Source organism: Terrisporobacter mayombei (assembly GCF_020748465.1).
In the GTDB taxonomy this organism is placed as follows: Bacteria; Bacillota; Clostridia; order Peptostreptococcales; family Peptostreptococcaceae; genus Terrisporobacter; species Terrisporobacter mayombei.
Genome location: NZ_JAHZMP010000001.1, coordinates 259,300 through 271,606, shown reverse-complemented (window position 1 = coordinate 271,606; position 12,307 = coordinate 259,300). Strand labels below are relative to the sequence as shown.

Annotated in this window: 12 protein-coding genes; 11 read left to right on the top strand and 1 reads right to left on the bottom strand. The window is 28.0% G+C overall.

Annotated features, from left to right (window positions below; translation table 11 throughout):
* Positions 1-104: 104 nt before the first annotated feature.
* The 10 genes from K0039_RS01370 (at position 105) to K0039_RS01325 (ending at position 9,543) form a co-directional block, all read left to right on the top strand.
* Positions 105-455, top strand: a complete 351-nt coding sequence (locus tag K0039_RS01370) for a hypothetical protein (RefSeq protein ID WP_228103270.1) — start codon at positions 105-107, stop codon at positions 453-455.
* A gap of 27 nt (positions 456-482) precedes the next feature.
* Positions 483-1,091: a molybdenum cofactor cytidylyltransferase gene (gene mocA, locus K0039_RS01365; protein WP_228103269.1), complete on the top strand. Its 609-nt coding sequence runs from the start codon at positions 483-485 to the stop codon at positions 1,089-1,091.
* On the top strand, positions 1,066-1,893 hold the full coding sequence (gene yqeB, locus K0039_RS01360; RefSeq protein ID WP_228103268.1) for a selenium-dependent molybdenum cofactor biosynthesis protein YqeB: 828 nt from the start codon (positions 1,066-1,068) through the stop codon (positions 1,891-1,893). Before mocA ends, yqeB begins: the two co-directional genes overlap by 26 nt.
* On the top strand, positions 1,894-2,688 hold the full coding sequence (locus K0039_RS01355; protein WP_228103267.1) for an XdhC family protein: 795 nt from the start codon (positions 1,894-1,896) through the stop codon (positions 2,686-2,688). It abuts the gene before it with no gap.
* A 729-nt stretch (positions 2,689-3,417) separates the two neighbouring features.
* On the top strand, positions 3,418-3,792 hold the full coding sequence (locus tag K0039_RS01350) for a RidA family protein (RefSeq protein ID WP_228103266.1): 375 nt from the start codon (positions 3,418-3,420) through the stop codon (positions 3,790-3,792).
* 43 nt (positions 3,793-3,835) lie between these two features.
* The gene (locus tag K0039_RS01345) at positions 3,836-4,090 is read left to right on the top strand and encodes a glutaredoxin (protein WP_228103265.1); all 255 of its coding nucleotides are present in this window, start codon (positions 3,836-3,838) and stop codon (positions 4,088-4,090) included.
* A 108-nt stretch (positions 4,091-4,198) separates the two neighbouring features.
* On the top strand, positions 4,199-6,277 hold the full coding sequence (locus K0039_RS01340) for a sigma-54 interaction domain-containing protein (RefSeq protein WP_228103264.1): 2,079 nt from the start codon (positions 4,199-4,201) through the stop codon (positions 6,275-6,277).
* A gap of 257 nt (positions 6,278-6,534) precedes the next feature.
* Complete coding sequence (locus K0039_RS01335) at positions 6,535-7,704, top strand: MalY/PatB family protein (protein ID WP_228103263.1); 1,170 nt, start codon at positions 6,535-6,537, stop codon at positions 7,702-7,704.
* Positions 7,705-7,825: 121 nt separating this feature from the next.
* On the top strand, positions 7,826-9,256 hold the full coding sequence (gene nhaC / locus K0039_RS01330; protein ID WP_228103262.1) for a Na+/H+ antiporter NhaC: 1,431 nt from the start codon (positions 7,826-7,828) through the stop codon (positions 9,254-9,256).
* A 14-nt stretch (positions 9,257-9,270) separates the two neighbouring features.
* Positions 9,271-9,543 (top strand): hypothetical protein, encoded by a 273-nt coding sequence (locus K0039_RS01325; RefSeq protein ID WP_228103261.1) that lies wholly within the window; start codon positions 9,271-9,273, stop codon positions 9,541-9,543.
* A gap of 468 nt (positions 9,544-10,011) precedes the next feature.
* Here K0039_RS01325 and K0039_RS01320 read toward each other — a convergent pair whose 3' ends face one another.
* Positions 10,012-10,842: a MerR family transcriptional regulator gene (locus tag K0039_RS01320; RefSeq protein WP_228103260.1), complete on the bottom strand. Its 831-nt coding sequence runs from the start codon at positions 10,840-10,842 to the stop codon at positions 10,012-10,014.
* Between the two features lie 87 nt (positions 10,843-10,929).
* Between K0039_RS01320 and K0039_RS01315 the strand changes: the two genes are divergently transcribed.
* Positions 10,930-12,267, top strand: a complete 1,338-nt coding sequence (locus K0039_RS01315) for an MATE family efflux transporter (RefSeq protein WP_228103259.1) — start codon at positions 10,930-10,932, stop codon at positions 12,265-12,267.
* Positions 12,268-12,307: the final 40 nt, after the last annotated feature.

Here is a 12,307-nt window from a genome sequence, read left to right as displayed (position 1 = left end):
AATATATAGTAGTATAAAATTAGAAGCTTATGTATTAGTACCTGTATTCTTATTATGAGAAGAATAGCTTTTTAGAAAAATAATGATTTTAGGAGAATTATAAAATGAAAAATGAAGTAAGTAATAATGGTATAGCTACTAAAAATTTGAACAGTTCACAAAACTATAACAAAGATAAGAATGTGTATTTTGCATATTATATAGCAGGGTTGATAATATTGGCAGTATTTTTAAATTTGGCTGTAAAAATTGATAGTACAGATGAGTATTACGAAAAATATTATGTATTACAAGAGTATATGAATAATTACGAAGATATACACGATAACCAAGATACAGACGATAATGAAGACGTGGATAATAATGAAGATTTAGATAATAGTAATGAAAATAATGAGTATATAAATGAAGAAGATAATCCTCATACTGATACTCATATAAATGAAAAATATTAAAATATTTTTAATGAATTAACAAAAAGGATGATAAACTTGATTTCAGCAATAATTATGGCCTCAGGTTTTTCGAAGCGTATGGGTCAAAACAAACTTCTTATGAAGTACAATAATAAGTTTTTAATTGAGTACACTTTAAATATAATATCAGAAGGTAATTTTAAGCAGAAAATATTAGTTACTCAATATGAAGAAATAAAAGAGTTTGGAGAAAAATTAGATTATAAAGTAGTAAGTAATATATATCCGAGTAAAGGTCAAAGTGAATCTATAAAACTAGGAGTAAAAAACTGTGATTATTGTGAAGGATACATGTTCTTTGTTGGAGATCAGCCTCTTATAAATAAAAAGGATATAGAAAAGCTAATAAAAGTTTTTAAAGAAGATACAGACTGTATTGTTATACCAAAGTATAAAGATAAGAGTGGAAATCCAGTCATATATCCAAGTACATATAAAGAACAGTTGTTAAACTTAAGAGGAGATAAAGGTGGTAAAAGTATCATCAAATCTTCACATAAAATAAAATATGTTAATGTTAGGGAAAATACCCTATTTGATGTTGATAATATAGATGATTTTAATAATCTTTTAAGAAGAAGGGCAGAAAATGAAAAAGGACATAATAGTAATTAGGGGTGGTGGAGACATAGCCACAGGAACGATATACAAGCTTCATAGATGTGGATTTAAAGTAGTAATTCTAGAAATAGAAAATCCATCTGCCATAAGAAGATCAGTGTGTTTTAGTGAAGCTGTATACGAAAATAAAATTGTGGTGGAAAATGTTGTATGTGAGAAAGCAAATAATATAGAGGAAGTATACTCTATTTTAGATAGAAATGAAATTCCTGTGATTATAGATCCATCTGGAAATTATATTGAAAAATTAAAACCATTGGCATTAGTAGATGCAATATTAGCAAAGAGAAATTTAGGTACAAGAAAGGATATGGCACCAATAACTATAGCATTAGGACCAGGGTTCTGTGCAGGAGAAGATGTGGACATAGTAATAGAGACTATGCGAGGTCATGATTTGGGAAGAATAATAGAAAAGGGATATGCTATTTCTAATACAGGTATACCTGGGACTGTAAAAGGAGTAAGTAAAGATAGAGTAATATACTCACCATCATCAGGGATAATATCAAATATGAAAGAAATTGGTGATATAGTAAAAAAAGGAGAAGTTATAGCTAAAATAAATGATACTGAAAATGAAACTATAACTGAAGTAAAAGCTACTATAGATGGAGTTTTGAGAGGAATAATTAGAGATAAAAGTAAGATAAAAGTAAGATTAAAAATAGCTGATATTGATCCACGTATAGAAGAAGTGAAAAATTCTTATACCATATCCGACAAAGCTAGAACAATTGCTGGTGGAGTGTTAGAAGCTGTATTATATATGAAACAAAGACATGAGGGTAGATAAATGGACGAAATTTTATTAAAAGAAATATACAATGAAGTGAAAAAAGGATACAAAGTGGCTCTTGCCACAATAACAAAAACAATAGGCTCTACACCTGGAAAAATGGGAGCGACTATAACGGTATTTCAAGGTGGTAATGTTATGGGAACTGTTGGTGGTGGAATGATAGAGCATAAAGTTATAAACAAATGTATTGAATGTTTGAAAAGTGGGGACGATTGCAACTTTGAATATACTTTAAATGATTCTGGGAACTTAGGTATGCAATGTGGTGGAACTGCTTATGGATATATAAAAATATTTAAGCCAAAGCCAAAACTTTTAATAATCGGCGGTGGACATATAGGTTTGGCACTATTTAAAATAGCTAAAAATTTAGACTTTTACACTGTTGTAGTAGATGATAGAGAAGATTTTGCAAATACTGATAGATTTGAAAATGCAGATGAAATTTATGCTGGAGATATAGCTAAAATAGTTGAAGATATGGATATTAACGATAATACTTATGTGATTATAGCTACTAGAGGCTATGAAGGTGATCTTATTAGCTTAAGAAGTGTAATAAATAAAAATGCCAACTATATAGGCATGATAGGTAGTAGAAAAAAATGGATTAAAGTTAAAGAGAGTTTAATTGAAGAAAATGTGATTAAAGAAAAACTAGATAATGTTTATGCTCCTGTTGGTATAAATATTTCATCTAATGATGTGGATGAGATAGCTTTTGGAATAATGGCTGAGATACTTCTTGTTAAGAATAGAGGGAGTCTCACTCATAGGAGAGATAAATAGGGTAAAAGTATATGAAAAAATAAGAGCTTCCCCTTGAATTATACAATTTAGGAATTATAAATTATTGAAATAAGTAGAATATGAAAATTATAAGTATAATAAACAACAATTTATTTACAAATATTGATTTTTATTAAAAAATATTATAATTAAAGTGAATTAAATACTAAACAAAAAGGGAGTACACATGTAGTACATTGAACGTAAATTTGATTACGGTACAAAATACTTATATGTGTATTTTTGTTGTTTAAAGATAATTATTAAAAAAGGAAGGAATATGTTTTATGCCAGCAACAAAATCATAAAAATTATTATTTGCACTTTTAACTGTAATAATAACAGTATATTTACTTGTATTTGACGCAAGTAAACTTGATAATTTGGAGAAAATTAAAGGTTTAAATGTCAAAGATGAAGTGTTTATGTCAATGAACCAAGTAAACTAATTATTAGATAGTTGTTGAGTTTATAAATAGAGAATTTAATAGTGGGTATTAAAAGGTTGAAAAGATTGAACAGTTTAAACAATTTAACCCACTGGAATAATAAATAATTAAAAAATAAAATTAATATAATTAATCAATCTAAAAAGTATGAGCGTTATAAAGAGTTTCAAAAAATGTAAACTTTTTTATAAGTTGGCATGGTATTTGCTTTATATAAACTAAGAATTTGGTGATACCAGATTATTAAGATTTATATAAACATAAGGAAGGTGAATTTATAATGAAAATACTTGAAACAACAAATGCACCAGGGGCTATAGGACCTTATTCACAAGGATATCAAATAGACAACTTTGCATTTACATCAGGTCAAATACCAGTAAATCCAGAAGATGGATCAGTACCAGAAGGGATATTGTTACAAGCGGAACAAAGTTGTAAAAATGTTAAAGCTATATTAGAGTCAGCTGGAACTAACATCGAAAATGTATTTAAAACAACATGTTTCTTAGCTGATATGGCAGATTTTGCAGAATTTAATGAGGTATATGCAAAATACTTTATATCTAATCCAGCTCGTAGTTGTGTAGCAGTTAAAGAATTACCGAAGGGTGTGCTTTGCGAAATAGAAGCTATAGCTGTTATAAACAAATAAAAAATTTACATAAAAATTATAAATTAAAAGGGAGAGAATTATTATGAAAATAACTGTAGTAGGAAGCCATTTATGTCCAGATACATTATATGCATTATGCCAATTAAGAGATAGAAATATAGAGGTTGATTTTAAAAATTTATCAGCAAGTTTACCAGATTTAAAAGAATATTTAGCTCTTCGCCAAGGTTTAGATATATATGAAGAAGTAAGAGCTACAGATGGTATAGGAATACCATGTTTTATATTAGAAAATGGAACTAAAACATTAGATTTAAATGAAATATTAGGAAAATAACTTAATAGCGATTATATTGATAAGCCGCTTTTTTATAAAAAGTGGCTTATTTTATTATGAAATTTGATTTTCAAAAAGATTATTGATATAATTGGACTTAATAAATATATGGATGGTTTACAAGGAGCGGTGATGGAAAAAAGAGAACTAGCTATAATAACACTAAAAAAAGATGCAGGAGAGGTTTATTCAAATCAAATAAAGTATTTTTTAGGCAGTAATATAAACATAAACCTTTATTCTTTTGAAGAAGATAATCTTAATCTATTACATGAAAAACTAATCGTTCTTTCTGTGAGATTAAAATATGATGAAATCTCAGCAATGTGTTCAAATGATACACAAATAATCATACCTAATTTAACCTTCGAAAAATCCAGTGTAAAAAAAATATCAAAACTAGATGAACACAAGAAGGTATTTGTATATAATTTATCTAAAAGTATGGCACTTGAAACTATAACGATTATACATAAGCTAGGAATTAATATACAAAACTTTATACCTAGCTACCCTGGAGCTGATAATATTTTACCTGATTCTATAGTTTTATCACCAGGAGAAGAAATTTTAATAGATTGCCATAACTGTAAAATAATTGACCTTGGATATAGAATAATAGATTTAGGATGTATAGCTGATATAGCAATTCACCTAGACTTAAAGCACTTAATAAGAGAGGATTTATTGAATAAATTTATAGCTAAAGTTGTTCCTACTAGCTACATTACAGAAAAACTTTTATTAAGCCAAACTAGACTAGAAAATAAATTTGATTTTTTATTGGCATCAATAGATGAAGGCTTAGTGTGTATAAGTGAAGATAAAATTGTTCAGTTTTACAGTCATGCAGCAAGAGAGATACTAGATGTAAATGAAAATGGAATGACTGGAAAATATATTGGTGATTATATAAAATCTTTTGATTTTAGACAGTTAAAGAAGGAAAGTGCAAATATACAGAAGGTTGTTAGAGTTAAAAACATAGATATAAATTTAGATATTAGATATGCAGATATATGTGGATTTAGAGGTTTTATAATAAAACTTGCTAAGTTTTATGTATCTGAGAAAAAGCAAGCAAAGCTTAGAGCCCAGCTTATGAACTCTGGAAATGTTAGTAAATACAATTTTGAAGATATAGTTGGATGCAGTGAATCTATTATGGAAAGTAAAAAAATTGCTTATAAAATGGCTCAATCAAATTCTTCTATATTGATAATTGGTGAAAGTGGTACAGGAAAAGAACTTTTTGCTCAATCTATTCACAGTGCATCTTATAGAAGTGAAGGACCATTTGTTGCGGTAAACTGTAGTACTTTTCAGGAAGGACTTTTGCAAAGTGAACTTTTTGGTTATGATGAGGGGGCTTTCACAGGTGCAAAAAAAGGTGGAAAGATAGGACTTTTTGAAATGGCCAATAAAGGAACTATATTTTTAGATGAAATTGGAGAGATGGATTTAAATTCACAGGCTAGCCTGCTTAGAGTCATACAAGAAAGACAGATTAGAAGAGTTGGTTCAGATAAGGTTGTTGATCTAGATATAAGAATTGTAGCAGCTACAAATAGAGATTTAAAGAAATTAGTTTGTGAAGGTAAATTTAGAAAAGATTTATTTTATAGATTAAATGTTCTTCCTTTAAAAGTAAGTCCATTGAGAGAACGGGTAGATGATTTATTTTTAATATTTGAATCATTTAAGAAAAATTTAGATGCTAACTTTATACTTTCAGATGAAGTTGTAGATATATTTAAAAGATATAATTGGGACGGAAATATAAGAGAATTAAGTAATTTAGCTGAGTATTTTTCATATACAGGTAAAGATATAATTGAAGTGTCTGATCTACCAGAATATATCCTTGAATCTTTAGAACAAAGAGATCCATGTGAAGAAATAGCAAAAGAAGAAAAAAGCTATGATAAATTTAAATTTAAGAGACTTATAAGTGATTATATTTTTGTACTTAGCAAAATGAATCAAGCTTATAACCTTAAACAAAGAATAGGAAGAAAGAAAATATACGAATATGCATTGGAAGAACAAGTGTTTTTAACCGAACAACAAATTAGGAGTATTCTCCTTGAACTTCAAGAGTATGAACTTGTAAAAGTTTTATCAGGACGTGGAGGATCTATAGTTACTGAAAAGGGAAGGTCATTTTTAAAAGAACATGGAAAGTAAAATCTAGATAAAAACAGGTTTAATTGGGTGAAATGTATAACCGTTAAACCTGTTTTTTTATTTGCTGGTTACTTTTATAATAAAAATTAATAAGTCAAAAAAAATTGAACAAAAACAATTACATTTATTTAATTTAAAATAAAAAAGACTGTTTAAATTTCAAGGTTTTTAATAAATATAAAAAATAATAATGAAATTTGGCATGAATATTGCTATATATAATTATAAAATAAAAAAATATTGGAGGTATAGCAATTATGAGTTATAAATTTGATGATGTAATTGATAGAAGTAATAATTTTTCAGCAAAGTGGTCAGAAATGGATAAAAAATATGGTACTAATGACCTTTTACCTATGTGGATAGCAGATATGGATTTTGAGACAGCACCATGCATAATAAATGAACTTAGAAATAGATTAGAACAAGGCATTTATGGATACACAACTAGGCCAGCATCATATAATAAGTCTATTGTGAATTGGGTTAAGAGAAGATATGGTTGGCAAATTAAGCCAGAATGGCTAATGTTTAGTCCAGGGGTAATTCCAACTATAAGTATATTAATACAAGAAATGACTAAAGAAAACGATAAAATAATGATACAAGAACCTGTTTACAGCCCATTTAATAGTGTTGTAAATCAAAATAAAAGAGATCTTGTAATAAGTCCGCTAGTAAAAATAGAAGATGGAAACTATATAATGGATTATGAAGATATAGAATCAAAAATTAAAGATGTAAAAATGTTTATACTTTGCAATCCGCACAATCCAGTAGGTAGAGTCTGGACCAGAGAGGAGTTAATAAAATTAGGTGACATATGTATGAAGCATAATGTACTAGTAATATCGGACGAAATACATAGTGATATAATATTAAAAAATCATAAACATACTCCGTTTGCTTCAATAAGTGAAGAGTTTGCACAAAATAGTATAACTTGTATGGCCCCAACTAAAACATTTAATATAGCTGGACTTCAAATGTCTCAAGTTATATTACCAAATGAAAATTACTACAAAATATTAGATGATGCTTTCATAAGATTAGATATAAGAAGAAACAATGCATTTAGTTTAGTAGCTACTCAAGCAGCTTATAACGAAGGTGAGGAGTGGTTAGAAGAATATCTTAAATACCTAGAAGGTAATATAGATTTTGCCATAAATTATATAAAAGAAAATATACCATCTCTAAAAGTTAGAAAACCAGAAGGTACTTATTTACTATGGGTAGACTTTAGTTATACTGGATTAAGCGATGATGAAGTTTGTAAATTATTAGTTGAAAAAGGGAAGGTAGCTTTAAATAGTGGAAATTCTTTCGGTATTGGAGGAAAAGGATATCAAAGGATAAACCTTGCCTGCCCAAGATCTATGGTAGAAGAAGGATTAAATAGAATAAAAAAAGCTATAATTGGATAGTTACAGCAAACTAGCTTAATGATGATTAAGCTAGTTTTAATAGAGAGAAATTATCTGCGTTTAAAATGATAACGTTATCTGGACATTTGAGTAAAAAAATCAAAAAGGATGGAAATATGAAATGAGTATAAATATTGAAAAAAGAAAACCTACATTTAAGTTTGCGGCTTTAGTGATGATCGCAATTATATCTCTAACTACAGTTGGTATGGTTGTATTTAATGCATCAATAACAATAATGTTTTTATTATCATGGTTAATAGTAGTACCGGCAGCTATGAAATTAGGTTATACGAATAGTGAAATTGAAGAATTAGGATTTGAGGTAGGAAAGGGAGCTTTCCAATCCAACTTGATTGTACTTTCTGTTGGAGTGCTAATTGCTGCCTGGACAGCAGCAGGTACAATTCCTACTATAGTTTATGGTGGGCTTACAATAATAACACCTAAATATTTTTTAGTTACAACATTTTTAGTATGTTCTTTAACATCTATAGCTACGGGAACTTCTTGGGGGACTTTAGGAACTTCTGGTATAGCTTTAATGAGTATAGGTACTAGTATGGGAGTTCCTGCGGGTTTAACTGCTGGAGCAATAATATCTGGTGCATTCTTTGGTGATAAGATTTCACCACTTTCAGATACTACAAACTTATCAGCTGCAGTTTGTAAAACAGATGTTATAACTCATATAAAACATATGACTTCGTCAACGGTGCCATCTTATATAATATGTACTATTTTATATACAGTTATAGGATTTAAATATGCTAATAATACTATAGATTACAATCAAATAAATCAAGTAATGGAAGTTTTAAAAGCTAATTTTAACATAGGATTTATAGCAGTAATTCCGATGATATTCTTATTTATTTTATTATTATTGCAAAAGCCACCTATAGTTTCTATATTATCTTCTGCAGTAGTAGGTTCAGTTATAGCATTTATTCAAGAAGGAGAAAGTGTTAACAAATTACTAGGTTATATGCTTAATGGTTTCTCTATAGAGACAGGCCTTACTTATACAGACGGATTGCTAAATAGAGGTGGAATAATGAGCATGGCGGAGACTGTACTTTTAGTGTTTGTAGTATTTGTAATAGCTGGTATACTACAAAAGACAGGGTTCTTAGAAGTGTTATTAGAGCCTATGTTAAGTAAAATAGGAAAATCAAGAACTAAACTAATTGGAAGTACATTTATAGCTAGTTATCTTGCAAATGCATTTAGTTCGTCTATGATGTTTACTTCTGTATTTGTTGGGACTGTAATGTCACCCTTATACAAGGAATTTAAGTTAAAGCCAGAAAATTTATCTAGAATAATACAAGATACTGCAACAATTGGCGCACCATTAATACCTTGGAATTCTAATGCAATATTCTGTAGTCAAACATTAGGCGTTAGTCCGTATGAGTTTATACCATACTGTTTCATAAGTTGGATAACTCCAATAATAACATTTATATATGGTGTGACTGGATTTACAATGACTACTTATACAGATGAAGAATTTGATATAATTGCTGAATCTGTAGACGCTATATAAAGAGGAGTAAATATATGGATTTTCATTATTACTATATAATTCAAGATATTATAGGCATACTTATGGCGTTTATAGGTATACGGATGTTTGCTTTAAGTATACGAATGATTTTATCTAAAAAAAATGCTAAAAATATAATAGTACTCTCTGTTAGCTATGTTTTAATTGCTGCTTCAGGGATTAATTTATTATTATATAATTTTGAAATAAAAACTTGGATTATAAGTATAGCTTTTGTGATTTTAAGCTTATTGATTACAAAAATAGTTAATATTAGAGAAAAGTAATATAAAGATATCTTAATTTTAAAAGAATCACTCTGATAGTCATTAGAGTGATTCTTTTATTTTATTCAACAGTGAAAAAGAGGTAAATACAATGAGATAAACGATGCTATTATTAATTTTATTAGTAAATAAGGATTGAGAGAAATTTATGAGTAATTTATATACAGTTGAAAGAATAGGTGACTTTCTGAGTTCACTTATAATAATATATTCGCAAATTTGCAACATAGCAAAATATTTTTATTTATTTTTAACTATTGTATTTTAGCATTAATATATCCAACTAATTTAGATTTTTATATAGGATTTAAAAAAGTGGAGAATATCTATAGATGCAATGATGATTAGAGCGTATAAATTAACTATTGCAATAATAGTTAGAATAATCATGGATATTATTCCTAGGATTAGTATCCACCATTGAAATTAATAAAAAGATATTGTCTAAAGACAATATCTTTTTATATTTTAGAAAGAAAGATCGCTTAAAAGTTTAACAGGAATCTGAACTTGTGTAACGTACTCATCTTCCATGGAGGTTTCATAAACATCTATTTTATAAATCTCTATAGGATCGCCTAAAATAGTATATTTATTAATCTCAATAAATTTGTAAAGCATTTCAAAAACTCGTTCATATTGATTATAGTCACCTTTGTAAGTATATGTAACATAATATCCTTCATCTAAAACAAAGTTATAATCAGAAGCATCCTCATCTAATAAACAAAAGGTATGTTTGTAATAATTATAAATTCCGTTGGCAATACTTTTAGAATCAAAAACAGCTCCAAAGTTGCTATTGCCTAACACATAAAACTTATCTTCAAACTTATCGCTTAATTTTTGAATTAAATAATCATTATTTTCTGCAAAAGATTCGTTGGAGTCTACTGTAAGTGCTTTTCTTTTGGTCATATATAAAAGCTCGATTCTATTAAAAGTAGTATGCTCTATACATTTATCTATAGAGGACAATCTTCTGCTTAAAGAGTCTTTGTGAGAATTTAAAACTTCTACTTTTTTTTCTATTAATTCAATTTCTTCAGAAAGCATTTTTCTGGTAGTTTCAATATTTCTATTTTCAATATATTCTTTGATTCTTTGCATAGAAAAATCTAGAGTTCTAAGCTCTCGAATAAGATTTAAATTGCAGATATCTTTAATTGTATACATTCTATAAGAATTTGTGTCTCTAGTAGGATTTAAAAGACCTAGTTTCTCGTAGTATTTTATTGAATCTCTACCTAATTTATATATCTTTGAAAGTTCACCAGTTTTATAATATTTTCTTTTCAAAAAATCACCTCAAAAAATTAAAAAATATTTATTGACATGTGTATTATACCACAGTTTATAGTTTTATAGTGGAGGGAGATGAATAATATGGAAAATTCAATAAGTTTAAAATCACAATTTAAAAAGTATGTAGTGCCTTCAGTAGCAGCAATGTGGGTATTTTCATTATATTCGATGGTAGATGGGATATTTGTAAGTAAAGGAGTAGGTAGTGATGCTCTTGCAGCAGTAAATATATCTACACCATACATTAATATGTTATTTGCAATATCTATTTTATTTGCAACAGGGGCAAGTACTGTAGTTGCTATTAAGTTAGGAAGTTCAGAAAATAAAAAAGCAAATGAGTATTTTACATTGAATTTAGTTGTAATGGTAATTTTAGCAGCAATTATAATGTTAGTCAGTTTATTAAATTTAGATAAAATAGCAGTATTCTTAGGTGCAACTAACTCGACAATGGTTTATGTTAAAGAATACGTGGGAACTATAATGCTATTTACTTTATTTTATTTAGCTTCATATTACTTAGAAGTATTAATAAAAAGTGATGGTTATCCTCACCTTGCAACAATAGGTGTAATAATATCTGCAATAACTAATATAGTGCTCGATTATATATTTGTAATAAAACTAGGTTATGGAGTTAAAGGAGCTGCAGTTGCAACAGGAATAGCAAGGGTATTTTCATTCTCATTTTTCTTTATACATTTTTTAAGAAAAAGAGGTAAGCTTAAATTTACAAAGTTCCATTTTGATTTTAGTGTTGTTAAAAAAGTACTGTTTATAGGAATTCCAGATTCTACAACAGAATTAAGTGTGGCAGTTGTAATTCTAATTTTTAATCAAAGTATATTAAGAGTAATTGGTGAAAATGCATTAGTAAGTTATAGTGTAGTTTGTTATATAAACACGTTGGTATTAACAACTATGATGGGAATATCACAAGGAATACAACCTATTTGTAGCTACTATTATGGTAAAAAAGACAAAGATTCTGTTTTATCGATATTAAAAATGGGAATGAAAACAATAAGAATTTCATCAATAGTATCGTTTTTAATAGTCTTTGTATTTGCAAAGCAATTAGTATTATTATTCCTTAACAATGTAGATGAAGGATTGTTTAATTATACAGTAAATGTTTTAAGATTATTTTCTCCAGCATTTTTAATAATGGGATATAATGTAATAACTTCAGGATTCTGTGTGGCTGTAGATATGCCAGTTCAAGCGGGAATAGTCTCTTTAGGTAGGGGAGTAGTTGTAATAACAATCACTTTAATAGTAATGATCCTTATATTTGGTGGATTTGGTATATGGATAGCTACTCTTGTATCAGAACTTATTGTTCTTATAATATCTAAGAATGTACTGAAAAAGAGTAAAGAAAGTTTAGAATATGAATATAGTGAAGCGGTATGAAATGAATAAGTTATTAAAAAGGTATATTATAAATAATATG

Excerpts from the sequence above, each read along its gene's own strand:
- K0039_RS01315 (WP_228103259.1), top strand. The coding sequence starts at position 10,930 with ATGGAAAATTCAATAAGTTTAAAATCACAATTTAAAAAGTATGTAGTG.
- K0039_RS01350 (WP_228103266.1), top strand. The coding sequence starts at position 3,418 with ATGAAAATACTTGAAACAACAAATGCACCAGGGGCTATAGGACCTTAT.
- K0039_RS01340 (WP_228103264.1), top strand. The coding sequence starts at position 4,199 with ATGGATGGTTTACAAGGAGCGGTGATGGAAAAAAGAGAACTAGCTATA.
- K0039_RS01325 (WP_228103261.1), top strand. The coding sequence starts at position 9,271 with ATGGATTTTCATTATTACTATATAATTCAAGATATTATAGGCATACTT.
- mocA (WP_228103269.1), top strand. The coding sequence starts at position 483 with ATGATAAACTTGATTTCAGCAATAATTATGGCCTCAGGTTTTTCGAAG.
- K0039_RS01370 (WP_228103270.1), top strand. The coding sequence starts at position 105 with ATGAAAAATGAAGTAAGTAATAATGGTATAGCTACTAAAAATTTGAAC.
- nhaC (WP_228103262.1), top strand. The coding sequence starts at position 7,826 with ATGAGTATAAATATTGAAAAAAGAAAACCTACATTTAAGTTTGCGGCT.
- K0039_RS01345 (WP_228103265.1), top strand. The coding sequence starts at position 3,836 with ATGAAAATAACTGTAGTAGGAAGCCATTTATGTCCAGATACATTATAT.
- yqeB (WP_228103268.1), top strand. The coding sequence starts at position 1,066 with ATGAAAAAGGACATAATAGTAATTAGGGGTGGTGGAGACATAGCCACA.
- K0039_RS01335 (WP_228103263.1), top strand. The coding sequence starts at position 6,535 with ATGAGTTATAAATTTGATGATGTAATTGATAGAAGTAATAATTTTTCA.
- K0039_RS01355 (WP_228103267.1), top strand. The coding sequence starts at position 1,894 with ATGGACGAAATTTTATTAAAAGAAATATACAATGAAGTGAAAAAAGGA.